Here is a 23,894-nt window from a genome sequence, read left to right as displayed (position 1 = left end):
CGGATGTCAGGATGCAGGGATGGCGACCGCCGCGAAGCGTGGCTTCGGATCAAGCATCACCTCGGCGCTTTCGACAATGCGCATTTCCTCGGTTCCTCGCTCCGCCGTGCGCACCAGCACGCCGTGGATACCCGAGGCGGCGTGGCTGAGCGCCTCCGGCGTCGCCAGGCCGCGCGCGCGGGCGGCGACGAACAGCGCGGCGAACAGGTCGCCGGTACCGGACGGGCTGATCGGCACGCGCGGGGTGCGCACGCGCCACGCTCCCGTGGGCTCGATCGCCAGCGTCTCGATCTCGCTGTGGGGCGTGCCGGCAAGCTCGGCGCTGGTGATGACGATGGTCGCAGGCCCCCGCGCCATCAGCGCGCGCGCCTGCGCGATGACGGCATCGGTCGTGGTCACGCGAGCGCCGCAGAGGAATTCGAACTCGAAATGGTTGGGCGTGATGATGTCAGCCAGCGGACAGAGCTGGTCGCGCACCAGCGGCGGGATGTCCGCGCGCACGAACATGCCGCGATCACGATCGCCAAGCACGGGATCGCAGCAATAGAGCAGGGCCGGGTTCTCCGCCTTCGCGCGGGCGACGAAGTCGGCGACATCCATGGCGATGTCGGCCGAGCCGAGATAGCCGGACAGGATCATCCGCGCGGCCGCAACGGCGCCGCGCTCCTCGACGCCGCGCAAGAGGTCGGCGACCAGCTGCACATCGAGCACCCGTCCGCGGATGGTCGGATAGCCGGGCCGGTTGCTCAGCAGCGTGGTCGGCACCGCGACGACGTCGATGCCGTGCAGCTGGATCGGAAAGGTGGCCGCGCTGTTGCCGACATGGCCCCAGGCGACCTGTGACTGGATCGAGATGACGGTCATATTGTCCGCATCACCCGAACAGCGCGGCGTAGATCACGTAGAGCCAACCCAGGATACCGTGGATGATCGCCCACAGGATCGAATGGTTCTTGGTGTAGGAGATCGCAATCGCCAGCGCCGAGCCGAACCCCACGCCGTATTTCGCGCCCTCGACGCGGACGCCATAATATCGGTTGCCGTTCATGGTGATCCTTCCGTGAGATTGGTGGCAGCGTAACCCGCGAGTTGGCGCGAGTTCAACGGTGCATCGTGGCTTTGCGCAGGGATGACGGGACGGGTGCCTCGCACACCAATGTCGTCCTGGCGAAAGCCAGGACCCATAACCACCGCATTTGATAATGGACGGGATCGCGGCCCCAGCATCGCGCAACCAGTCTCATTCGGGGTAATGGGTCCTGGCTTTCGCCAGGACGACGTCGAATGAGTTGCCCGTCGGGTTGTTTTTTGTCGCAGCTCTCGCACCGGATTTGACTTGCGCGCAGGCCAGCTCGGTTGAGGCCGCGCGAACCTCCGGTCCCGGCGGTCACGCTCCGATCAATCGAATGTGTCGAACCGAGCCGCAGCACAGGCAAATTCACTGCGTCCTCGCGGAATAATCGGGTGGCGCCGCCCGTCATGGTTCTAGCGAAAACGCTTCAGCAGGCCGGCGAGATGGTCCGATCCTGTTGAATCCAGCAGGAGACGCTCGATGACCACGATCAAACACGTTGCGGCGAGTTTGCTCGCGCTGGCCATGCTGGCGACATCGGCCATGGCGCGCGAAGTCCCGGCCGGCCCATCCGCGTTGGTGAAGGGGCATGCCGCGGCCACCGGCCGCTGGAACGGCGGGCTGCCGCGGATGGCGGTGCCGCGCTTCGGCGAGCTCGAAACGCTGCCCCGGGACCAGCCCGGCGGCGTCTGCGATCACGGCGACAATGCCATGATCTGCTGAGCCGGATGGTGCATGGCGGTGATCTCCGGCAAAAGTTGCGCTAGCTTCGCTGGGTTGTCTCCCTCCAGCCGCGAGCGCCGCCGCCATGCACATCCTCCGTCCCCAATTTCGTATCGAGGACGACCGCGCGCTGGCCTTTGCGGCGGCGCGCGGCTTCGGCGCCATCGTCGCCGCCGATGCGCGCGGCCCGCGGGCATCCCATGTGCCGTTCGTGATCGAGCGGCGCGACGATCGCGCGATCGTGCAGATCCATCTCACCGCGAACAATCCGCTGCTCGAACTCGCCGACGGCGTCAGGCGATTCCTGCTGATCGTGCCCGGCGACGACGCCTACATCTCGAACGACTGGTACGTCTCGCGCGATAACGTCTCCACCTGGCTCTACGAGGCGGTGCATTTGTCCGGTGTTGCGCATCTGCGCGATCTCGGGGAAAACCGCGGCCATGGCGACGCGCTGCTCGCGGCTTCCGAGGCGCGGCTGCCGAAGCAGCCCTGGGACCTCACCCAGATGGAGCCCGGCAAGCGCGAGGCGATGCTGGCGGGGATCAGGGTGATCGACCTCGTCGTCGACCAGATCGAGGGCCAGTCGAAGCTCAACCAGCACAAGAGCGATGCTGACTATGTCGCGCTCGTCAACCGGCTCGCGCATGCGGCGGAGACCTCAAGCCACAGGCTGGCGGAGAAGATGCGCGCGCTGCGGCCTGGGCTTGCGTATGAGGGTGATCGCGTAGGGCGGGTTAGCGAAGCGTAACCCGCCATCTTCGTTAGATGGGCGGCGGATCACGCCTTCGGCCAATCGCCCTACAAAGTCGATCGACATCGAGATCGCAAACCTGTTGTTAAGATTTGCGCCGCGCCGATTTGTCTGATTCCGATTCGTTCTTTGCGAACAAAAAGGAGTCGGATGGAGAACAGTTAGGGTGTGCCTTGCAGGAAGCTCGCAACTTCATAGTTGAATCGATCCGCCTGCTCGACATTGAGAATGTGAACGCCGGGCAGCAGAACGAGCTTTGCATTGGCGATGGTCGCCGCGATCGCTTCGCTGTGACTGGCCCGCGTGACGGTGTCGCTCTCGCCGCCGATGACCAAGGTTGGCGCTGCGATCAGCGAGATTGCCCGGCGAAAATCAACATCGCGCAGCGCGGCGTAACAGCCGGCGAGGCCGCGCGGCGCAGTGGTGAGCACCATGCTGCGGAATTCGTCGACAATCTGGTTCGGCGCAGCCAGCGTCGTCGCGGGAAACCAGTTGCGCATGAAGCCGTCAGCGATTCCGTCCATATCCCTGGCCGCCAGCACGGCGCGGATCTGGTCGTCAAACGGCAGCTCCGACGCAAGATGGGACGCGGTGTTCGAGAGAATCAGGCGATCGATGCGCTCAGGCGCGAAGATGCCGAGCCATTGCCCGATGAATCCGCCGAGCGACAGGCCGAGGAAGTGCGCACGATCGATCGAAAGGGCGTCGAGCAATTCGACCACGTCGCGGCCGAGCCGGTCCATCGAATAGGCGCCCACCGGCGCGTCCGAACCGCCGTGACCGCGGGTGTCGTAGCGGAGCAGGCGGAAGCACCGGCTGAGCGCCGGCACTGAGCGGTCCCACATATGCAGGTTGGTGGCGATCGAGTTCGACAGTGCGAGCACCGGCCGATCGTCCGGACCGTCGATCCGGTACGCAATCCGGCAGCCGTCCGTCGTCGTGAAGTGTCGATCGCCGCTCATGTCGTCAATTCTTTGTGCTGGTCGAAGCCGACGGCTTCGCGTCGCGCCAGGCTAGGGCTCGCGCTCCGCAGATAAAATTACTAAGATCGATCAATCTCTGTCGGAGTTATGGACAATGGATCGGATCAAACTCCACGATCTGCGGTGCTTCGACGCGGTGGCGACCAAGGGCAGCTTCCAGGCTGCCGGCGCCGCCCTGAACCGCTCGCACCCGTCGGTGTTCGCGGCGGTCGCCCGCCTCGAGCAGCAGCTCGGCCTCACGCTGTTCGACCGCAGTGGATACCGCGTTGGGCTGACGGACGCGGGGCGGACGTTTCACGAGCGCACGCGCCTGACGTTGCGCGAACTCGATCTGCTGCAGACCTATGCGGACCAGCTTGTGAGCGGCGAAGAGGTTGCCCTGCGCGTCGTCATCGGTGACCTCTGTCCACGGCCGCCGGTCCTGCAAATGCTCTCGGGGTTCTTTGCCAAATATCCCAACACGCGCCTGCATCTGGAATATGAGGCCGTCGGGGGACCGATCGAGCGCCTGATCGACGATAACGCCGACCTCGTGTTTCATCGCGCGGACCCGTCCGATCCGCGCTTCGAACGGATCGAGCTTTCGACCACGGCGATGGTGCCGGTTGTCGCTCCCGGGTTTCTGCCATTCGCGTGGACGAAGAAGATCACGCCGGAGCAGATGCGTCCCTTCACGCAGTGCGTGATCCGTGACACGGCGCGGCAATCGTCATCGGAAAGCTTCTTCCTGATCGACGGCGCCCATCGCTGTACCGTGCCGGATGAGATGATGAAGAAGGAGCTGATCCTGCATCGTCTGGCCTGGGGCCATCTGCCGGCGTGGCTGATCGAGGATGAACTCAGGGATGGCCGACTGATCAGCATCGCGGGACCGAATTTTCCGGGCCGCGAGGAACACCTGGCGGCGATCCGCCATCGGCAGCATGCGCACGGACCGGTCGCGGAAGCGCTTTGGTTTCACCTCGAAGAGTGGCGGCTCGCGCGGCACGCAGGGCGCGGCAGCAAACGGCCCCGCGCAAAGCACGGGCGATGACAATCTTCGCGTGACCGCAACCCTTGCGCAAACGTCTTGTTAAGAATCGCTTCGTGCTGATTTTTCGATTCTGATTCGTTCCCCGCGAACAAACTGGAGTCGGATAGGGAACGTGATTGTGATGCGAGTCCTCGCTTGATCGCTGAAGCGATCGAACGCAATGCACTCGAAATGCGCGGAGATATTCCGCGCCGGGAGCAATTATCCCATCCCGGTACAACATCGGCTCCTCCGATGCGGCGGATGCATACGTCCTGTTAATGCTTGAGTCGCGCTGATTTTCTCGATTCCGATTCGTTCTTTGCGAACAAATTGGAGTCAGATGTAGAACGGAGCTGTGGCGTGTGGCACGTTTCTCTGCTCCACTTAGCGCACGCGGGAGAGTGGATCGATGGCCAAGAAGTCCAACAAGAAGGCTGGCAAGCGAACAAGCAGGAAGGCGGCAAAGCCCGCGTCGCGCCGGACGGTGCTGGCGATCGACATCGGCGGCACGCATGTGAAGGTCATGACCGACAAGGAGCGCATCAAGCGCGAATTCGAGTCGGGTCCAACGCTGTCCGCCACCGAGATGGTGCGGCAGGTCATGGCGCTGACCAGGGACTGGTCCTATGACGTGATCTCGATCGGCTATCCCGGACCGGTGGTTCACGACCGTCCGTTGACGGAGCCGCACAATCTCGGCCGCGGCTGGGCCGGCTTCGATTTTCACAGCGCGTTCGGCCGGCCGGTAAAGGTCGTCAACGATGCGCTGATGCAGGCGATCGGCAGCTATCAGGGCGGACGGATGTTGTTTCTCGGTCTCGGCACCGGGCTTGGCTCGGCGATGATCGTGGAAGGAATCTACGAGCCGATGGAGCTCGGTCATTTGCCCTATCGCAAGGACGGGACGTTCGAGGACTATGTCGGCGCCGCCGGCCTCGAGCGGCGCGGCCGGAAGAAATGGCGCAAGAGCGTCGACGACGTCATCGCACGGCTGTCGGCGGCGCTGGAGCCCGACTACATCGTGCTCGGCGGCGGCAATGCCGACAAGGTCGACAACCCGCCGCCGAAGGTGAGGTTCGGCGACAACGCCAACGCGTTCGAGGGTGGATTCCGGATGTGGAAGAAGGCAACGCGCAAGCCGCGCGGCGGGCGTCCGTGAAACCAAAACTGCCACCAAATTGCCGCAACTGCCGAAGTTTCACGCTGCTTCGTCATCCCTGTTGTCGGAACTGATCGGGTGCGCCGCTCGTTTATGCGGCATGACATCCCGTTCCATGAGGAGTGACTGATGCGAAGCTTGATTATTCCCGCCATTGCGGCGTTGGCGATCGGCGCAGCGACGCCGGTGATGGCCTATGATTCCGGCAGCCAGATCTCGATGGAGGCAGCCCTCGACGTCGCGACCAATCTCGGCGTCGTGACGGTATCCAACACCCAGTTCCTCGGCGACGAGTGGGAAGTCGAGGGCCGTGACCGGCTCGGCCGCTGGATGCAGGTCGATGTCGATGCGCGGACCGGCGAGGTGCGCAATGTGGATCGCAGCTGGTAGCGGCGTATTCACCGCAGCGTGAGCAGCCCGCGCCGGCGATCGGTCCTGATGTCTTCAGCTAAGTGACATCACGCACGCACGATACGAGGTTTTCGGACGGCCGGCGGCGCGGGCGCACGCCGGTCGTTCGTTATCCAGAGTGTTCGATGCAGTGTTTTGGCGGAATGGCGCAAAGGTGGAGTATGCTTGCGGCAGATTCTTATGGATCAGCCGATGCGGCGATCCCTCGAGACAAGGAGACTGGCCGTGGTCAAACCGTTTCCGTCCAGAACCCACATCGGCAACCACCTGCTGCATCCGGAAACCCAGATGCTGAATTACGGCTACGATCCGCAGCTATCGGAAGGCGCCGTCAAGCCGCCGGTATTTTTGACCTCGACCTTCGTGTTCCGGACCGCCGAGGACGGCAAGGACTTCTTCGATTTCGTTGCGGGCCGGCGCGAGCCTCCGGAAGGCATGGGAGCGGGGCTGGTCTATTCGCGCTTCAATCATCCGAACAGTGAGATCGTCGAGGACCGGCTCGCGATCTATGAGCGCACCGAGAGCTGCGCGCTGTTCTCATCGGGTATGTCAGCGATCTCGACCTCGGTGCTGGCCTTCGCGCGGCCCGGCGACGTCATCCTGCATTCGCAGCCGCTCTATGGCGGCACGGAGACGCTGTTCACCAGGACGCTGGCGGGGTTTTCGATCGGCGCGGTCGGCTTTGCCGACGGCCTCGACGAGACCATCGTCCGCGCTGCCGCCGACGAGGCGATGAAGAAGGGCCGCGTCGCGATGATCTTCATCGAGACGCCGGCCAATCCGACCAACGGCCAGGTCGATATCGCGCTCACAAGGCGCGTCGCCGACGCGATCGGCAAGGCGCAGGGCTTTACCCCGATCATCGCCTGCGACAACACGCTGCTCGGGCCGGTGTTTCAGCGCCCGATCGAGCACGGCGCGGACCTTTCGCTGTACTCGCTGACCAAATATGTCGGCGGCCACTCCGATCTGATCGCGGGCGCGGCGCTCGGCTCGAAGAAGCTTATGAAGGACGTCAAGGCGTTGCGCGGCGCGATCGGCACCCAGCTCGATCCGCATTCCTGCTGGATGATCAGCCGTTCGCTGGAAACGCTCAGCCTGCGCATGGAGAAGGCCGACCGCAATGCGCACATCGTCGCCGACTATCTGCGCGACCATCCCAAGGTGGCGCAGGTGCAATATCTCGGCCATCACGACGCGGCGTCGCCGGCGGGGCGTGTGTTCGCAAGCCAGAGCGCCGGCGCCGGCTCGACCTTCTCGTTCGACATCGTCGGCGGGCAGCAGGCGGCGGAGAAATTCCTCAACAGCTTGCAGATATTCAAGCTCGCGGTGAGCCTGGGCGGCACCGAGTCGCTCGCGAGCCTGCCGGCCACGATGACGCATTCCGGCGTGCCGGCCGACATCAGGAAGAAGATCGGGGTGCTGGATACGACGATCCGGCTCTCGATCGGGATCGAGCATCCATCCGATCTGGTCGCCGACATCGCGCAGGCATTGAGCCGGGTTTGAGCGTGCAGGATCGCTGCACGCCGGCGGAGCTAGAGCTGCGCCTTGAGCGCGGTGGCCAGGAAATCGATGGTGGCGCGAACGCCGGGCAGCATGCCGCGCCGGGATGGAAACACCAGATGGATGATGCCTTCCCTGGCGCTCCAGTCCGGCAGAACGCGGACCAGTTTGCCTTCGCTGATTGCGGCCTGACATTGAAGCTCGGGCAGCAGTGCGATGCCGAGCCCGGCCTCGGCTGCGTGAATGAGGATGGTGAAGTCACCCGCCGAGATCTTCGGCTCGACGGCGACCGAGGCCTTTTGTCCACGTGGGCCTGACAGCTCCCATGTCCGCACGCCCTGCGTTTCCGTGGCATCGAGGATCGGCAGCGCCGCGAGATCGCTCGCCGCCTTGGGCGCGCCGTGCGCCTTGAGCAGGGCCGGGCTCGCGACCAGCAGCCTGCGGCTGGTCCCGATCCTGCGCATCTGCATCTCGCTGTCTGTATCGAGGCTGTCGCGGATGCGAATGGCGACGTCGACCTGCTCCTCGATCAGATTGATCGGCCGGTTGGTGATGAGGAATTGCGCCCGCAGCCGCGGATATTTGGCGAACAGCTCCGGTAGTTTCGGCGCCAGCGCCCGCTGCACGCCGACCGGGCAGCCGATGCGGACGAGGCCCTGCGGCTCGGACTTCATCCGCAACGCGACTTCATCGACAGCCTCCGCGGCGTCGACCACGGTCTGCGCATGGCGATAGACGTCGCGGCCGATAGCCGTGATGCTCAACCGGCGGGTCGAGCGTTCGATCAGGCGCACGCCGAGCTGCTCTTCCAGCAGTGCGACATGGCGGCTGATCCTGGACTTCGGCAGACGGAGCGCGCGCGCCGCGGCCGAGAATCCCTCGTGCTTGACCACCGCTGCGAAGAAATAGAGGTCGTTGAAGTCCCGCATGAAGGGCACTGCCAGGTCAATTCCGCCCGCGTCGGGCGGGACCAGATCATTCATCCGCATCATAGTTCCCTTGCATTTTCAACGTCGAATCGCCGCCTGTCGACCGGAAAGCCGTTCGACAAGGCGGCGCCGCGAAAGCCTCCATGGCGGGCGAGGGCGCCTCGCGAGCGGCTTCACCAGCCGTCGTCAAGGCTGGTCTTCGGCGTTGCGATGTCGCCATCGTCCTCGTCGTCGTCCCGGACGACCGGCGTGAGATAGGCGTGCTGGAAGCCGCGCAGGGCCTTGATCAGGTTGTGTTTGAGGATGTCGCACATGGTCCGTCTCCTTCGATGCATGGGATCGTAGAGACGATCGGTCGGTCGCATTAGCCGGCGTTTGTCAGACGGAGCGTTCCACTGACTGAACGACGCTGCGCGATCCGGATCGTGTCCCGCGATCGTTCTCGTGGTGGAACGATCCGTCTGAAATCGGCCGACTAATCGATCGGCGGCTGCGGGGCGATAACAGGGACGAAGCGGACAGCACAACGGTTCGCGACCGGCGAGGCCACCGATGGTGGGGCGCCGCATTCATCCACGCAACAAAGGATCACGACCATGAGCGCTACCAAATATCTTCCCTTCGCCGGCCGGCTTCTGATCGGCCTCCCGTTCGCCATGAGCGGTCTCGGCAAGCTTGGCTCCTATGCGGCCACCACCGGTCTGATCGGTGCGGTCGGCCTGCCGTTTCCGCCGCTCGCTTTTGCGGTGGCGGTCGTCGTTGAGCTCGGCGGCGGCCTGTTGCTGATTGCCGGCTATCAGGCCCGCGCCGTGGGGCTGGCCCTGGCGGTGTTCTCGATCGCGACCGCGGTCGCGTTCCACAGCAATTTCGCCGACCAGAACCAGATGATCCACTTCCTGAAGAATGTGATGATGGCGGGTGGATTGCTGCAGATCGCAGCGTTCGGCGCCGGCGCGCTCAGCCTCGACAACCGCGCCAGCCATGCCGTGCCACAAGCCGTCGCTGCGCATTGAGCCGAATGCGAACCAGCAACCGCTGCCGCGCCAGAAGCGGCAGCGGTCGGCTGCGTGATGCTACGCTTGCGGCTTGATGCCGCCGGCCTCGGCGATCAGCTCGAACGATCGCAGCCGCTTCTGGTGATCGTAGACGTCGGACACGATCATCAATTCGTCGGCGCCGGTCTCGGCGACCAGCGCATCGATGCCGGCGCGCACCGTCGCGGGCGAGCCGATGATGGTGCGGGCGAGCATCCGCATCGCCTGGACCTTCTCCGATGGCGACCAATAGGTCTCGATGTCGTCGATCGGCGGCTGGCTGAGACCGCGCGCGCCGCGGAAGATGTTGGTGAACGACATCTGCTGCGTGGTGGCAAGCCGCCGCGCTTCCGCGTCGGTGTCGGCGGCGATGATGTTGACGCCGACCATGGTGTAGGGCTGCTGGAGCTGCTCCGACGGCTTGAAGCGCGCGCGATAGATCTGCAGCGCCTGGATCAGGAGCTCAGGGGCAAAGTGCGAGGCGAAGGCGTAGGGCAGCCCGAGCTCGCCGGCCAGCATCGCGCCAAAATTGCTCGATCCGAGAATCCACAGCGGCACGTCGGTGCCCGCGGCCGGCACCGCCTGGATGCGCTGGTTGGGACCGGCTGCGGCGAGGAAGGCCTGCACCTCGAGCACGTCCTGCGGAAAGTTCTCGGCGGATTCGGGCGTCCGGCGCAGCGCGCGCAAGGTGAGCTGATCGGTGCCCGGCGCGCGGCCGAGGCCGAGGTCGATGCGATCAGGAAACAGCCGCGCCAGCGTGCCGAACTGCTCGGCGATGACATAGGGCGCATGGTTCGGCAGCATGATGCCGCCGGCGCCGACCCGGATGGTCTTGGTGCCCGCCGCGATGTGCCCGATCACGACCGACGTCGCGGCGCTCGCAATGCCAGCCATGTTGTGGTGCTCCGCCACCCAGATCCGGCGATAGCCCAGCGCCTCAGCATGGCGAGCGACATCGCGCGCATTGTAGAGCGCGCCGCGCGCGTCGGTCTCTTCGGTGACGCGGACGAGATCGAGAATGGAGAGGGCGGCCACGGGAGCTCCGGAACTAGAGGAGGGTGCGCAAGGGACGAGGCCGGCGGTATCAGGCTGTGTCCACGGTGGGTGCGAAACGGCTGGGCTGCCGTTTCATGCAGATGCATATGGATACGGTCGCCACGCGGGTCAATCCGCCTGATCCGACCGAGGCGCGCTGAAGCGGCAAAGCTGCCCGTCCCAAAATATCGAAAACAACCCCATGCAAAGTAGCTGCGGCCGCCGCGACCGGGAGAAGCGACTTGACGCGTCGGGCAACTCAGCAGTATTTTTCCATTATTCCGAAATTGTGCAAGTGCCCGCCGTTCGACCGCCGCCGCCCGAGAATCGTCGCGTGAGCCCCCAGACGATTGCGGCCGTGGCTGCGGTCGCGATCAGATGCTTCAAGGTGTGTCCGCTGACGAACTGAAGCGTGTTTGCGATCTGGTGGTCGAGCACCTCGGCGATCTTGGCCACAACGTACAGCGCCATCGCGGCGGCGAAGGCGACACGCTCAGTGCGTGGCGCGCGATAGATCGACTGCCAGAGTGGAATCAGGATGAGCGGGAGGACCTGCAGCAACAGATACGGTCGCAGGTCGCCCGCGCCGTGTCGGTCGGTATAAACCCACCATGCGACGCTGGCGGTGGCGAAAAGGGCGAGCACGATCGCTTCGATGTTCGTCTTCGATCGCGGCCGGGTGTCGCCGCGAACGCCGACGAGCAGGCCCGCGCCGGCGAGCGCGATCGGCAGCATGTCCCAGGTCAGTCGGCCATTGCCGGGCGCAAGGTGAAAGAAGGCGGACCCGAAGGCGGTCAGGAACAGGCCGAGCAGGAACAGGCGATAGCCCGGCCATCCGGCGCGCAGCTGATCGTCGGTGCGGTGGGGGTGTAGCGCCAGCCAGCCCCAGATCGCGACCAGGGCGAAGCCTGCGTTCGAGAGGACATCGGCTGCGTGAGGGATGCCGAAGACGGCCGAGTGGTCGGCGAAATCGTTGTAGTTGGCCGGCTGCGCGATGCGTCCGTGCACCGCGAATGCCGCAATGATGCCGATCGTGATGATCGTCGGGGCGACTTTCATCCACGGTTTCGCGGGCCGCTCGGCCCCGGTCAATCCGTCCATCCGGAAGGTCGTCTGCATGGTCGGCTCCCAGCAAATATGAACAATGTTCAATAATAAACCAGGAAAATGAGCGATGTTCAAGTTCTATTTTTGAGCTTTGATCGCCGTCTATGGGGAGGTGCGCTCCGCCGAGTTGCGAGCAAAGGCCGCACATTGCGCTCCCCTTGCGTTTCTCGTCTGCGTTGCGACGGAAGGATTGCGCCCGACGACCAGCGCTCCACATCTCAGTAGATTGATCGGCTGATGGTGCAGAAGGCGGATTGTCGAAGGGCAAACCGATGAGGCTCGCGGATTTCGTCCCCAAGAGAAGACAGTCATGGCGAAAACAGTCATGGGCCGACATCGCCCGATTGGCGGTGCTTCAATTTTGTGGCGAGGCCCTTGGGTGGCTCGGCATTCTTCTGATCTTTTTGGCAGGTAGCGTCAGCATCTACGCAGGACTGGCCGCACTTTTATGTTGTGCACTGGTTCCGACGCTGCTTCTGCGGCGAGAGTTCAGACTGGACATCGAGGCTCTCGATGATCCTAACGACAATCCCCGCGCGAACCGGTTGATCGGCAATGCTTCCTCCGGTGCCTCGATCAGAAGGCATCGGAGCGCACTTGGCCAGGCTGCCCCGCGTCCGGATAGTCGCGCGATCCGCGCGCTCGGCGCTTTGGAAGATATGGCACTTCGATTTGTGGTCGAACTTTCCAAATCCGTCGCAATCGTCATTGCCATGACGGTTGGGATGGCCTTTGCGGCTGAAATGGCCGCGTTCGCTCTATCCGACCGGGATATAAGTGGCGTCTTTGGTTCGGGTCTGGCCGGAGTCGCCGGCGGCCTGTTTGGCCTGGTCCTCGGCGTCGTGATCGTCCTCAGGCGAATTGCCGATATCGAAGATTGATCGGGCGCTTGTGCCGGGAAGGTCGGCCGGTAGCCGGCATGAGCCAACGGGTCGCGCGAACGCGCGCCCGATGACAGGCTCCGCGATATGCGGGGTCGGTTGGGTGCCGCGCAGGGCGTTTCAGCGCCGCGCAATCTGCCGAAAATGTGCTGATCGGCGCCTTACGCCGGTGGCCGATCCACCCTACCTTCGCTGAGCGCTTACCGCAGAGCCTCAACCGATCCGATCCGGAGCGAACCAATTCCCCAACTCATCTTCGGCCTGACCAGCCTCTTGATCCTGGCCCGCTTCATCTGGCCGCTCGACTGGCCGCTTTCGGCAAAGATCGTCGCAGCGTTGCTGGTGCTGTTCGCCTTGCAGTTTCACCGCTGGAACAGATGGTCGTCGGGATCGGAGTTCTCGCCGGAGTTTCCGCGTCCGGTGGTCGCTCTGTTCAACTGGGCGTTCGGCGCAGTCATGCTGTTGGCGCTGCTGCAACTGGCGCTCGATGCGGGACTGCTGGTCGCGGCCCTGATCCACGGCGGCTTCGTGGGCGCGCCTGACGGCGTCCGCTACGCACTTGCAGCGGTCGCGGCCGCAGCCGCCGCGATCGGCGTCCATCAGGCGATGCGAATTCCGCCGCTGAAGGATATTGAGGTCGCCATCCGCGGACTTCCGCGGCAGTTCGACGGCTACACCATCCTGCACCTGACCGATCTTCACATCAGCCGGCTGTTTCCGGCGCCATGGGCGCGCGAGGTCGTCGCGCGATCGAACAAGCTCGGCGTGGACCTGATCGCGATCACGGGCGACCTGATCGACGGCACCATCGACGCGCGGCGCAAGGACATCGAGCCGTTGCGGGATCTGGTGGCCGCCGACGGCGTCTACGTGATCTCGGGCAATCACGAATATATCTTCGGCTATGACGCCTGGATGGCGCACTATGCGGCGCTCGGCCTGCGCTCGCTCGAGAACAGGCACATCGCGCTCGAACGCGGCGGCGGCCGGCTGGTGATCGCAGGGATTACCGACCGCGCGTCGCGCCGCAGGAAGCATCCCGTCCGCGATCTTGCCGCGGTGCTCGAAGGCGCCCCCAAGGGCGCGCCCGTCGTCCTGCTCGATCATCAGCCGAGCGACGCACGCAACTCGGCTGCGCTCGGCGTCGCGCTGCAACTCTCCGGACACACCCATGGCGGATTGATCTGGGGCATCGACCGCCTCGCCGCACCCGCCAATGCCGGCTTCGTCTCGGGCCGCTACGACGTCGACGGCATGACGCTCTACGTCAACAACGGCACCGCGCTCTGGCCGGGCTTTGCCTTGCGGCTCGGCCGCCCGTCCGAATTGACCCGGATCACGTTGCGGGCGGCGGGCGACGCCTGAGTGATTTGTTTCGGATGCGGTGATGTGAGTTCGAGCATGTAGGGCGGGTTAGCGAAGCGTAACCCGCCGATTGGCGAGAAGGGCGGCGGATTACGCCTTCGGCTAATCCGCCCTACGGTTGCAGCGAGCGTTTCGTCGTCACAAAAATACCTCAGCTATGAACACGACGCAGCGGTCGCGTGCTTAAGATATTGGTCATCTCTTTGCTTTCATTTTCACGACCTCATTCAGCAGGAGGCACCATGTCTGACATCACCATTCCCGGCGGAAAAATTCGTTCCTTCGTCGAGCGGGTCGAGAACCTTGACACTGAAATCCAGGAACTGACCGAGCAGAAGAAGGAAGTCTTCTCGGAGGCGAAGGGCGAGGGCTTTGACGTGAAGATCCTCAAGGAGATCATCAAGCTGCGCAAGCAGGACCAGGACGAGCGCGACGAGCGTGAATCCCTGCTCGATCTCTACATGCGCGCCATGGAAACCGCGCCGGCAGAGAAGGAAGCAAAGGCGGCGTGAGGTCGGGAAGCGCGTTCGTGTGCTTCCGTAAGCAGGCAGCGAGCAGGGCGGGTCAGCTCTGCTGCGTCATAAGCGCACCGATGTGCAGCGGGACCATCCCGTCATTGCGAGCGAAGCGAAGCAATCCATCGCGCTGCATACGCGGAAGCATGGATTGCTTCGTCGCTCCTGCGCAAAATTGCTTTGCAATTTTGTCGCGAGCTCCTCGCAATGACGGAGCTTCGGGCACCCCTGTGCGACGGTGGTTGTCCGCAGATGCGGGTGAGGTAATTTGGACGTGGTCATGATTTCGCGAAGGCTTGTCATTGTTGCAGCTTCGCTCGTGCTCGGGACCTTGTCGGTGCGCGCGCAGCAAAGCACCGAGTACGATGCGTGCATGGACAAGGCCGAAGGGGTGTCAACCAAGATGCTCGATTGCGGCAAGGCCGCAATCGCGCAGTGGGACATCCGCCTCAACACCGCTTATCAAGCGCTGCTCGCGAAGTCGAAGGGCGAGGCGCACGCGCAATTGCAGAGCGAGCAGCGGGTCTGGCTGAAGCATCATCTGGGTGAAACCCATCGCCTCGCCGCGGACCCCAACAACGGGTCCGTCGCGTTCCTCGACTCCCAGGCGTTCGAATTACAGGACATCGCCGACCGCACGCTGCTTCTTGAAAAGCGTGCCGGCCAGTAGGGCGCATGATGTCGCGACGGGCCATCGGCGAACGTGACGAGGCGCGCGATGAAGCGTTGCGAGAGTCAGGCGCGAGGCTCCAGTTGCTCGCCATTGAAAATATGGAGCATCCCGGCAAATCCGGGATGATCGGCTTCCACGACGTAACGCACTGCACCGGCGCGCGTCGTGAAAACTGAAACGATAATGCCGGGATACTCATAACCGGCACGCTTCCTGACGAGATCGCCGACTTTGAAAGGCTGGGACATTGTTCCTCGTGAAGTTGCGAGCGGCTATTGCTGAATCACTCAGGTGAGCTGCCATCATAGCAGGTCACAACGGCAGGTCGCTGAGCGAGTAGAGCGGGTTAGCCAACGGGTCCGCCCGCAGGGCGGCGCTTGCTCAAGCTCGCTGCCAGGCAATCGATGGCAAGATAATGCCATGCTCCCTGAAGGGCGAATTGCAGTGCGATTATTTCAGGGCGCTGCGACGGGCAGCCCAATCCGACCAGCGCAATCGGCGATCTCAGAATAAACCTGTCGACGCGCGGAAACACCACGACGTGCCTTTCGCGCGAGGCGTATTGACCGGGAGCCGCACGGTCCCTATTGGCGGGCGCGGAGAATGCCGACGCAACGATACGGGATGGGCTCGATGCAAGTGACTTTGATGAAGGGCAAGATTCATCGCGCGCATGTCACCGAAGCGGACTTGCACTACGAGGGCTCGATCTCGATCGACCGCAACCTGATCGAGGCCGCCGGCTTCCTGATCAACGAGCGCGTCGACATCTATAACATCGACACCGGCGCGCGCTTCTCGACCTATGTGATCGAGGCGCCCGCGGGCTCCGGCACCATCGGCCTCAACGGCGCCGCCGCGCGCCTCGCGATGGCGGGCGACAAGGTCATCATCGTCGCCTATGCCGGCTTCGATGCCGAGGAGGCGCGCAGGTTTCGCCCGCGCGTCGTGATGGTGGACGAGAAGAACCGGCGGGTGCAGGCGGGCGAGGTTTCGGCTGGTGGCGTGTTGGCCGAAGTGTAGGCCTAGCTCGCCGCGTCGCCATTCAACGGCGTATGGCGGTTTGCCTTCGGCTAATCCGCCATGCGCTGCTGCGGAGGCGCTATTTGGCGATCGCTCAATGGAGCGGCGCCGACCCGATGTGGATGTCAAATTCGCCGTTCGTCATGTGGAGCGATGAGGCCGGCTTGAACCTACTGGGCGATTGTCCTCAGCTAGAGCTCCTTTTGGCTCTCTTGTCGCAGGAAGTCGAAGCTAAGATAGCTGTAATCCGAAATGGCGGCTGCTATGCACAAGTCTCGATCGGAAGATATCAGGAGGGCGCGCTTTGCAATTTCCAACAAAACGTTGTCCGCAACTCCAAGTTCAACATGTTCCTTGCGAGAAATAGCATTTGCACTCGGGACATATACTTCGGACTGATTAGCAATAAAGACATTGAAAACCTGCCTGATTTCCGATCGTGCCGGATCGCGTATGTGATCGATCCAATTCGAGGTTTCGGTAATTGTATTTGGAGTGAGGATGATTTTCCCGGAGCGATCCAATGTTTCGGTAAGAAGAAGAAAATCTTGGCGAGAGTAATCGACTAAGCGCTTGTGCTTGGAGATGTAGTCGGCGTTTGTTAAGCCAACTATGAGCAGAAGGAGTAAATTCGTATCTACCGTGACTGCTTTGCTCAAGTAGAGTCACCAACACGCCGTTTCATTGATACAACCTTGCCGTCCAAGTCGCTTATTGAGATGACTCGGTACGCTCTCTTTAGCGCAGGCTGCGTAACTGCGAGCGCGGCAGCAAGGCCAGTAAGCTGGCTGTCTTTTGGAGTATTCCAACGACGTGAAAAACCTATTGTAACGTCCCAGACATGATCCTCGTCATTATATTCAACTTCCTCCAGTCCGACATTTTGGACATCCTCGTCCGCCAGAATTTCTTGAACCCAATTTTTAGCGGTATTGACGGCGTCCTTCACATCCATGGTATTTTGCTCGTCCTGGTTGTCCGCTGATAACTTTCCGCTCTACACCACTACCCGAAATCGTTGAATGCCTTAAGAAGCTTCATCGTAGCAAATCCGTCGAGACTGTCTCCAGTGTAGCGGCATTCGTACAACCCCTGTAGGTTCGAAGGTAGCTTAACGCCATCCTCAACTAGGAGAATAAATCGGCGCCCATATAGCGCCATTGCGGCGCCGATCTCGATTAAGACGTTCCCATTGATCTGCGGAATAAGGGTGCCGTTTTGATCCGCAAGTACGCCCTCCGGTGCGACATGAATTACCGCCGCTTGGCACATCCTCATGTCTTCCAGGACCTTCTCGGGAACGGGTTTAGAGACAGTTTCATGCTCCACAGAAACGACTGGTTCGTGTTTGCCGTATCGCACGATTTCCTTGATCTGCTCGAGAATCTTAGTGTTTTTTCCGTGCGTAATGAAAACCTTCCGGACACTCGCTGCCTCGGGGGGCGGGCTCTTTCGTTCGCCGCCTTCGATCACTTCGAAGTGCCTAGTTCCATCCGGTAGCCCGCTTATGTCGGGAGATTCCTCATCGAGCGTTTGCCCTGGACGAGAAGGCGAGAGACGACCTGACGGACTAAGAGCAACAAATAGACCGGTTGGTATGTCGCGTAATAGGCCTGAGAAGTGCCCGTTCTCTTTAAGAAGAGCTAATCCCGCTTCTGAACGCTCCTTCGGAAGCCCAAGTGAAATCAGAACGTTCTTGGCAACATCATCCTTCGGAAACTTTGCCGCGTCATATTTTCGGTAGAAATCTCTAAATATCCTGGGCCGGAGAACGGCCTCAACTCGCGCTTGAATCTCAGCACCGTCCTCTAATGGGGAGACGACTGCCTTGCCCAACGGCGCGAGGCTAATCTCACGCGAATTCCAGCCAGCTGTAACCAGTCCATAGGCTACCGCGGCGTTGGCGAGCATTCGCCACCCGCTGCTCGTCGGACTCAGTCCCATTGCGATTGCGAGGTCGTGCGGGGCACAACCTTTGCCCGCAAAGTTGTCCCACAAACAGCGGGGAACTTCGATGGCCTTCTCCAACGGGTATGCTGGAAAGTCCGATTGACTTACGGTTGTCGCGCGATCCTTCGCTGGAGTTTTTTGAGATTTCGCCATAACTCAGCGTCTTTCCTTGTACCCGAAATGTTCTGCTAGCGACTCGCCCTCGGTCAAGGTGACCAAGGGCGCTTCTGTGCTTCTTCTCGATTTACTTTTGAGGCTTCACGAACACCCCGTCGTGCTGCCGCAAGTATCGCACTTCATGCAGGTGCCATTCCGCACCAGCGTGAAGTTGCCGCACTCCGAGCACATCTCGCCCTCGTAGCCCTTGGCCTTGGCTTCGGCGCGACGCTCGGCCTTGCTTGGGGCGGCGGCTGCGGCGGTGCCGGGCTTGCTCCAGTTCAGCGCCTCGAGCTTCTCGGTCGGCGAGAGGTCGTGGCTGACCTCCTGCTTCAGCGCAACCGCGCCCTCGATGGTGTCGGAGACGCCGCGGGCGGTGGCGCCGTGCGGGGCGAGAGCCGTGACGCGGCTGCCGCCGGCGGGGGCGTTGTCGGCGTTGCCGCTGACCGCGGCCGAGCCGCCGCGCATGACGACGAGGTTGTCGGTGCGCGAACGGGTCAGGCCCTTCGACACGTACTTGGTCGCCTGGTGGGTCGGAGCCTCATCCGGCTCCTTGCCTTCCTCGACACCCTTGCCGAGCGCGTCGAAGCCAGACTCGTTCGGATCGACGTGGGCGAGGTCGAAGCGGCTCATGTAGCTCACCGCGAGCTCGCGGAAGACATAGTCGAGGATCGAGGTCGCGTACTTGATGGAGTCGTTGCCCTGCACCGGACCCGCGGGCTCGAAGCGGGTGAAGGTGAAGGCGTCGACATACTCTTCGAGCGGCACGCCGTATTGTAGGCCGAGCGAGACCGCGATTGCGAAGTTGTTGATGAAGGAGCGAAGTGCTGCGCCTTCCTTGTGCATGTCGATGAAGATCTCGCCGAGCCGGCCGTCGTCATATTCGCCGGTACGGAGATAGACCTTGTGGCCGCCGACAACCGCCTTCTGGGTGTAGCCCTTGCGGCGATCCGGCATCTTCTCGCGCTCGCGCATCACGATGATGCGCTCGACCAGCTTCTCGACGATCTTCTCCGAGACATGGGCGGCACGCGCCGCCATCGGCTTCTCGTAGAGCGCTTCCACCGCATCGTCCTCGTCCTCATCGTCGGAGATGAGCTGCGAGTTGAGCGGCTGCGACAGCTTTGAGCCGTCGCGGTACAGCGCGTTGGCCTTCAGTGCCAGCTTCCACGACAGCAAATAGGCGGACTTGCAGTCCTCCACCGTGGCGTCGTTCGGCATGTTGATGGTCTTGGAGATCGCGCCCGAGATGAACGGCTGCGAGGCCGCCATCATCCGGATGTGGCTCTCGACCGACAGGTAGCGCTTGCCGATCTTGCCGCAGGGGTTGGCGCAGTCGAACACGGGGTAGTGCTCGGCCTTCAGGTGCGGCGCGCCTTCCACCGTCATCGCACCGCAGATGTGGACGTTGGCGGCTTCGATCTCACGTTTGGAGAAGCCGACCGCAGAGAGCAGGTCGAAGCCCGGCGCAGCAATCGCTTCCGCGCCGATGCCGAGCGTGTCGCGAATGAAGTCTTCGCCAAAAGTCCACTTGTTGAAGGCGAACTTGATGTCGAACGCGGTCGGCAGCGCCTTTTCCACCTTGGCGATGGCTTCATCGGTGAAGCCTTTGGCCTTGAGCGTCGAGGCGTTGATCCCCGGCGCATTGGACAGCGAGCCGTGGCCGACGGCGTAGGCCTCGATCTCGGCGATATCAGCTTCGCGATAGCCGAGCGCGCGCAAGGCCGCCGGCACCGCCTGGTTGATGATCTTGAAGTAGCCGCCGCCGGCGAGCTTCTTGAACTTCACCAGCGCAAAATCAGGCTCGATGCCGGTGGTGTCGCAATCCATCACAAGGCCGATGGTGCCGGTCGGCGCCACCACCGTGGTCTGGGCGTTGCGATAGCCGTTGACCTCGCCGAGCGCCAGCGCGTCGTCCCATGCGAGCTTGGCATGCGCGACGATGTCGGCCTGCGGGCACGATTCGTGGTCGAGCGCCACCGGATTGACGGCGAGCGCCTCATAGCCGCGGCTTTCACCGTGGGCGGCGCGGCGATGGTTGCGGATCACGCGCAGCATGTGGGCCGCGTTCTTCTTGTAGCCCGGGAAGGTGCCGAGCTCGGCCGCCATCTCGGCCGAGGTCTTGTAGGAGATGCCGGTCATGACAGCGGTCAGCGCGCCGCACAGCGAACGGCCTTCCTTCGAGTCATAGGGCAGGCCCATGGTCATCAGCAGGCCGCCGATATTGGCGAAGCCGAGGCCGAGCGTGCGGAACTCGTAGGAGAGTTCGGCGATCGCCTTCGACGGGAACTGGGCCATCATCACGGAGATTTCGAGCACGATGGTCCAGAGCCGGCAGAGGTGCTCGTAGGACTCGATATCGAACCGCTTGGTGGTCGAGCTGTAGAACGTCAGCAGGTTGGCCGAGGCGAGGTTGCACGCCGTGTCGTCCAGGAACATGTATTCCGAGCACGGATTGGAGGCGCGGATGTCGCCGGACGCCTTGCAGGTGTGCCAGTCGTTCATCGTGGTGTTGAAGTGCAGGCCCGGATCGGCGGAGGCCCAGGCGGCGTAACCGATCTTCTCCCAGAGGTCGCGCGCCTTCAGCGTCTTCGTCACCTTCTTGGTGGTGCGGCCGACCAGGTTCCAGTCGCCGTCGGTTTCCACTGCGCGCAGGAAGTCATCCTTCAGCGACACCGAGTTGTTGGAGTTCTGGCCGGAGACGGTCAGGTACGCCTCGGAATCCCAGTCGGTGTCGTAGATGTCGAACGAGATGTCCTTGTAGCCCTGCTTGGCGAATTGGATGACGCGCTTGATGTAGTTGTCGGGCACGAGGCTGCGGCGCGCGAGCTTGATCTCGCGGCGGAGCGCCGGGTTCTTCTCGGGATCGAAGCAATCGTCGCCACTGCCTTCGCAGTTCACGCAGGCCTTCATCACGGCCTTGAGGTGCTTCTGGTTGATCTTGGAGCCGGTGACCAGCGCCGCAACCTTCTGCTCCTCCTTCACCTTCCAGTCGATATAGGTCTCGATATCGGGATGGTCGGCATCGACCACGACCATCTTGGCCGCACGACGCGTGGTGCCGCCCGACTTGATCGCGCCCGCGGCGCGGTCGCCGATCTTGAGGAAGCTCATGAGGCCGGACGAGCGGCCACCACCGGACAGCTTTTCGCCTTCGCCGCGCAGGCTCGAGAAGTTGGAGCCGGTGCCGGAGCCATACTTGAACAGGCGCGCCTCGCGCACCCAGAGGTCCATGATGCCGCCCTCGTTGACGAGGTCATCGCCGACGCCCTGGATGAAGCAGGCGTGCGGCTGCGGATGCTCATAGGCCGACTTCGATTTGGTCAGTTTGCCGGTCTTCCAGTCGACGTAGTAGTGGCCCTGGCCGGGACCATCGACGCCATAGGCCCAGTGCAGCCCGGTGTTGAACCACTGCGGCGAGTTCGGCGCGACCATCTGCTTGGCGAGTTGGAAGCGCAGCTCGTCGAAGAAGGCGAGGGCATCTTCTTCCGTCGAGAAGTAGCCGCCCTTCCAGCCCCAATAGGTCCAGCAGCCGGCGAGGCGATCGAACACCTGCTTGGCGCTGGTCTCGCCGACGATGCGCTCGTTCTCGGGCAGGGTGGCGAGTGCGTCGGTGTCGGGCACCGAACGCCACAGCCAGGACGGCACGGTCTCTTCCTCGACCTTCTTCAGGCGCGCGGCAACGCCGGCCTTGCGGAAGTACTTCTGCGCCAGCACGTCGGAGGCGACCTGCGACCAGAACTCCGGAACCTCGACGTTCTCGGCGCGGAACACGACCGAGCCGTCCGGGTTGCGGATCTCAGATGTGGTCAGGCGGAAATTGATCCCGGCGTAGGGAGATTGTCCGCTGGTGGTGTTGCGTCGTTGGATCTGCATGGTCGAGCCCCGTCTCTTCTTCTGCCCGGCCCCACGTTATTCGCAGGTTGCCGGAATGTTATCTGTTCGCGGACTTTGGGAGAACGCGTCAGCACGCCTCCCGTCATCCGCAGCTCAGCCGGTGGATCCGGCCTGTTTTCTCTCGTCCGCCAGGCGCCGGTTTGACCCGATCCAGCGGCGGCATGGTCCCGCGGCGGTGCCCGACTGGTCGGGTCCTCCGGGTCATGCATTCAACGCCCCAAACGCTCACGCGACACGTCACGCGTACGCTTCTCGTGGGCCGGTTACGGCCTCTGTTTCCGGGTCCTTCTCGGCCCGTTCTGTCGTCCCTACAGCGGCCCAAAATCAGGGCAGACAAGCCCTTCACCCGCGGCCCGAAGGCCTGGCGGAGTGGTCATTTTGGAACCCTTGTGGGAGCGACCGGCGGGGACCCAAACACACTCGCGCCGAACAGGTTGAAAGCTAGGCCATGTCCGTTGCGCCCGTCAAGGACTAGTACGAGTTTCTGAATCAAACACTAAATATGGTGGACGGAGGGGGATAACAGGGGTCAGTGCCGCGCCTGTGATCGAGCCAACTATCGGTGAGTCCTCAGGGATTCCCAAGCCAAAAAAATTCACTCCGCCTGTGGATTGGAGGTTCGCCCCGCTGTTCACAGGCGAAGTTTTTATTCGCCGTGGCGGATTGAATTTTGGGGACTCACGTAACCCTACGGGCAAACTACGGATCAGGCATGTCAGAGGCGTGATGGTCGGGCGACAAAATCGCGGGCAAGCTGCGGCCGACTCACTCCTCTTCAGACCTTTGCTCTTCACACCCTTGCCGGGTTCCATGACAGATCCGAAGCCTTCCGGGCGGACGCGCCTTGCGCCCGCCGGCCTGATGTTCCTCGCCATCACCTCGGTGGGCTGGGGGTTCAACTGGCCGTCCACCAAGTTCCTGCTCAGCGAGCTGCCGCCGCTGACCCTGCGCGGCATCACCGGCGTGATCGGCGCCGTGCTGCTGGCTGCCCTCGCGCTGCTCCGCGCCCAGAGCCTGCATGTCGAGGCAAGGCTGTGGCCGCGCCTCGTGCTGTATGCGGCGCTCAACGTCAGCGGCTGGATGGTGCTGATGGGGCTCGCGCTGTTGTGGCTGCCGGCGAGCGAGGCCGCATTGATTGCCTACACCATGCCGGTCTGGGCCTCGCTCCTGGCCTGGCCGGTGCTCGGCGAGCGGCCGACGCTATTGCGGACCATCGCGCTGGTGATGGCATTCGCGGGGCTTGCCGCGATCATGGGCGGCAACGGGATTTCCGCGAGCAAGGACAAGCTGCCGGGAATCATCATGGCGCTTGGCGGCGCGTTCGGCTTTGCGCTCGGCACGGTGCTGGCGAAGAAATATCCGCTGGTGATGCCGCCGATCCCGGCTGCGGCCTGGCAGATCGGCCTTGGCTGCGTGCCGATCGCGATCATCGGCCTGATGATCGAGACCACGCATCTCGACCGCGTCACGACGGTCGGCTGGTGGCTGCTGGCGTATTCGACGCTGATCCAGTTCTGCGTCGCCTATGTGGCGTGGTTTGCCGCGCTCGCCCGCCTGCCGGCCTCTGTGGCGGCAATCGGCACCATGGCGGTGCCAGTGATCGGCGTGATTGCCTCCGCCGTCGCGCTGCACGAGCCGCTCGGGCCGACCCAGATCACAGCGCTGCTGTTCACGCTCGCCGGCGTCGCGCTGGCGACGAGGTAGCT

Annotated in this window: 25 protein-coding genes; 13 read left to right on the top strand and 12 right to left on the bottom strand. The window is 63.0% G+C overall.

The genetic code is table 11. From position 1 onward, the window contains the following. Positions 1-6: 6 nt before the first annotated feature. Entirely contained in the window at positions 7-864 is an 858-nt protein-coding gene (gene pdxY, locus BraRD5C2_RS09035) for a pyridoxal kinase PdxY (protein WP_223967936.1), read from the bottom strand. 10 nt (positions 865-874) lie between these two features. Next, on the bottom strand, positions 875-1,048 hold the full coding sequence (locus BraRD5C2_RS09030) for a hypothetical protein (protein WP_016840760.1): 174 nt from the start codon (positions 1,046-1,048) through the stop codon (positions 875-877). A gap of 504 nt (positions 1,049-1,552) precedes the next feature. Here BraRD5C2_RS09030 and BraRD5C2_RS09025 point away from each other — a divergent pair. Together BraRD5C2_RS09025 and BraRD5C2_RS09020 are read left to right on the top strand one after the other, a co-directional pair. After that, positions 1,553-1,795, top strand: a complete 243-nt coding sequence (locus BraRD5C2_RS09025) for a hypothetical protein (RefSeq protein ID WP_223967935.1) — start codon at positions 1,553-1,555, stop codon at positions 1,793-1,795. Between the two features lie 85 nt (positions 1,796-1,880). Beyond that, complete coding sequence (locus BraRD5C2_RS09020; protein ID WP_223967934.1) at positions 1,881-2,546, top strand: FMN-binding negative transcriptional regulator; 666 nt, start codon at positions 1,881-1,883, stop codon at positions 2,544-2,546. 164 nt (positions 2,547-2,710) lie between these two features. Here the strand turns inward: BraRD5C2_RS09020 and BraRD5C2_RS09015 are convergent, their stop codons facing one another. After that, a complete protein-coding gene (locus BraRD5C2_RS09015; RefSeq protein ID WP_223967933.1) occupies positions 2,711-3,511 on the bottom strand; it encodes an alpha/beta fold hydrolase in 801 nt (266 codons plus the stop codon). A gap of 115 nt (positions 3,512-3,626) precedes the next feature. Between BraRD5C2_RS09015 and BraRD5C2_RS09010 the strand changes: the two genes are divergently transcribed. From BraRD5C2_RS09010 to BraRD5C2_RS08995, 4 genes are all read left to right on the top strand, one after another. Continuing rightward, on the top strand, positions 3,627-4,565 hold the full coding sequence (locus tag BraRD5C2_RS09010) for a LysR family transcriptional regulator (protein ID WP_223967932.1): 939 nt from the start codon (positions 3,627-3,629) through the stop codon (positions 4,563-4,565). Positions 4,566-4,956: 391 nt separating this feature from the next. Next, on the top strand, positions 4,957-5,706 hold the full coding sequence (locus BraRD5C2_RS09005) for an ROK family protein (protein WP_223967931.1): 750 nt from the start codon (positions 4,957-4,959) through the stop codon (positions 5,704-5,706). Between the two features lie 129 nt (positions 5,707-5,835). Beyond that, positions 5,836-6,096 carry a PepSY domain-containing protein gene (locus BraRD5C2_RS09000; protein WP_223967930.1) on the top strand — a complete coding sequence of 87 codons (261 nt, stop codon included), beginning with the start codon at positions 5,836-5,838 and terminating at the stop codon, positions 6,094-6,096. 246 nt (positions 6,097-6,342) lie between these two features. Then, positions 6,343-7,626, top strand: coding sequence for a cystathionine gamma-synthase family protein (locus BraRD5C2_RS08995; protein ID WP_223967929.1), 1,284 nt, complete (start codon positions 6,343-6,345; stop codon positions 7,624-7,626). 29 nt (positions 7,627-7,655) lie between these two features. On the opposite strand, the gene BraRD5C2_RS08990 is transcribed toward BraRD5C2_RS08995, so the two are convergent. Both BraRD5C2_RS08990 and BraRD5C2_RS08985 read right to left on the bottom strand, forming a co-directional pair. Further along, positions 7,656-8,606, bottom strand: coding sequence for a LysR family transcriptional regulator (locus tag BraRD5C2_RS08990; RefSeq protein ID WP_223967928.1), 951 nt, complete (start codon positions 8,604-8,606; stop codon positions 7,656-7,658). A 119-nt stretch (positions 8,607-8,725) separates the two neighbouring features. After that, positions 8,726-8,866 carry a hypothetical protein gene (locus BraRD5C2_RS08985; protein WP_223967927.1) on the bottom strand — a complete coding sequence of 47 codons (141 nt, stop codon included), beginning with the start codon at positions 8,864-8,866 and terminating at the stop codon, positions 8,726-8,728. A 282-nt stretch (positions 8,867-9,148) separates the two neighbouring features. Here BraRD5C2_RS08985 and BraRD5C2_RS08980 point away from each other — a divergent pair, with 282 nt between their 5' ends. Continuing rightward, positions 9,149-9,565, top strand: coding sequence for a DoxX family protein (locus BraRD5C2_RS08980; protein ID WP_223967926.1), 417 nt, complete (start codon positions 9,149-9,151; stop codon positions 9,563-9,565). Between the two features lie 60 nt (positions 9,566-9,625). On the opposite strand, the gene BraRD5C2_RS08975 is transcribed toward BraRD5C2_RS08980, so the two are convergent. Both BraRD5C2_RS08975 and BraRD5C2_RS08970 read right to left on the bottom strand, forming a co-directional pair. Beyond that, positions 9,626-10,621 carry an LLM class flavin-dependent oxidoreductase gene (locus BraRD5C2_RS08975; protein ID WP_223967925.1) on the bottom strand — a complete coding sequence of 332 codons (996 nt, stop codon included), beginning with the start codon at positions 10,619-10,621 and terminating at the stop codon, positions 9,626-9,628. Positions 10,622-10,897: 276 nt separating this feature from the next. Next, a complete protein-coding gene (locus BraRD5C2_RS08970; RefSeq protein WP_223967924.1) occupies positions 10,898-11,803 on the bottom strand; it encodes a hypothetical protein in 906 nt (301 codons plus the stop codon). A 179-nt stretch (positions 11,804-11,982) separates the two neighbouring features. On the opposite strand from BraRD5C2_RS08970, the gene BraRD5C2_RS08965 reads away from it, so the two are divergent. The 4 genes from BraRD5C2_RS08965 to BraRD5C2_RS08950 all read left to right on the top strand — a co-directional run bounded on the left by BraRD5C2_RS08965 (position 11,983) and on the right by BraRD5C2_RS08950 (position 15,159). Then, a complete protein-coding gene (locus BraRD5C2_RS08965) occupies positions 11,983-12,609 on the top strand; it encodes a hypothetical protein (protein WP_223967923.1) in 627 nt (208 codons plus the stop codon). A gap of 240 nt (positions 12,610-12,849) precedes the next feature. After that, complete coding sequence (locus BraRD5C2_RS08960; RefSeq protein WP_223968052.1) at positions 12,850-13,974, top strand: metallophosphoesterase; 1,125 nt, start codon at positions 12,850-12,852, stop codon at positions 13,972-13,974. Between the two features lie 242 nt (positions 13,975-14,216). Then, positions 14,217-14,486, top strand: coding sequence for a DUF2312 domain-containing protein (locus BraRD5C2_RS08955; protein WP_223967922.1), 270 nt, complete (start codon positions 14,217-14,219; stop codon positions 14,484-14,486). A gap of 277 nt (positions 14,487-14,763) precedes the next feature. Next, complete coding sequence (locus tag BraRD5C2_RS08950; RefSeq protein WP_223968051.1) at positions 14,764-15,159, top strand: lysozyme inhibitor LprI family protein; 396 nt, start codon at positions 14,764-14,766, stop codon at positions 15,157-15,159. 65 nt (positions 15,160-15,224) lie between these two features. On the opposite strand, the gene BraRD5C2_RS08945 is transcribed toward BraRD5C2_RS08950, so the two are convergent. After that, a complete protein-coding gene (locus BraRD5C2_RS08945; protein ID WP_212317584.1) occupies positions 15,225-15,410 on the bottom strand; it encodes a hypothetical protein in 186 nt (61 codons plus the stop codon). A 385-nt stretch (positions 15,411-15,795) separates the two neighbouring features. Here BraRD5C2_RS08945 and panD point away from each other — a divergent pair, with 385 nt between their 5' ends. Next, positions 15,796-16,185 (top strand): aspartate 1-decarboxylase, encoded by a 390-nt coding sequence (gene panD / locus BraRD5C2_RS08940; protein WP_223967921.1) that lies wholly within the window; start codon positions 15,796-15,798, stop codon positions 16,183-16,185. 191 nt (positions 16,186-16,376) lie between these two features. Here panD and BraRD5C2_RS08935 read toward each other — a convergent pair whose 3' ends face one another. The 4 genes from BraRD5C2_RS08935 to BraRD5C2_RS08920 form a co-directional block, all read right to left on the bottom strand. Continuing rightward, positions 16,377-16,844 carry a PIN domain-containing protein gene (locus BraRD5C2_RS08935; protein ID WP_223967920.1) on the bottom strand — a complete coding sequence of 156 codons (468 nt, stop codon included), beginning with the start codon at positions 16,842-16,844 and terminating at the stop codon, positions 16,377-16,379. Further along, positions 16,841-17,140 (bottom strand): hypothetical protein, encoded by a 300-nt coding sequence (locus BraRD5C2_RS08930; RefSeq protein ID WP_223967919.1) that lies wholly within the window; start codon positions 17,138-17,140, stop codon positions 16,841-16,843. Before BraRD5C2_RS08930 ends, BraRD5C2_RS08935 begins: the two co-directional genes overlap by 4 nt. Before the next feature lie 50 nt (positions 17,141-17,190). Beyond that, positions 17,191-18,096, bottom strand: coding sequence for a TIR domain-containing protein (locus BraRD5C2_RS08925; protein WP_223967918.1), 906 nt, complete (start codon positions 18,094-18,096; stop codon positions 17,191-17,193). A 297-nt stretch (positions 18,097-18,393) separates the two neighbouring features. Beyond that, positions 18,394-22,167: a vitamin B12-dependent ribonucleotide reductase gene (locus tag BraRD5C2_RS08920; protein WP_223967917.1), complete on the bottom strand. Its 3,774-nt coding sequence runs from the start codon at positions 22,165-22,167 to the stop codon at positions 18,394-18,396. A gap of 831 nt (positions 22,168-22,998) precedes the next feature. Here BraRD5C2_RS08920 and BraRD5C2_RS08915 point away from each other — a divergent pair. Beyond that, positions 22,999-23,892: a DMT family transporter gene (locus tag BraRD5C2_RS08915; protein WP_223967916.1), complete on the top strand. Its 894-nt coding sequence runs from the start codon at positions 22,999-23,001 to the stop codon at positions 23,890-23,892. Positions 23,893-23,894: the final 2 nt, after the last annotated feature.

The sequence above is a fragment of the Bradyrhizobium sp. RD5-C2 genome (assembly GCF_019972155.1).
Classification (GTDB): Bacteria; Pseudomonadota; Alphaproteobacteria; order Rhizobiales; family Xanthobacteraceae; genus Bradyrhizobium.
The sequence above is the reverse complement of the archived record's forward strand: the minus strand, read 5'-3'. Positions and strand labels throughout refer to the sequence as shown.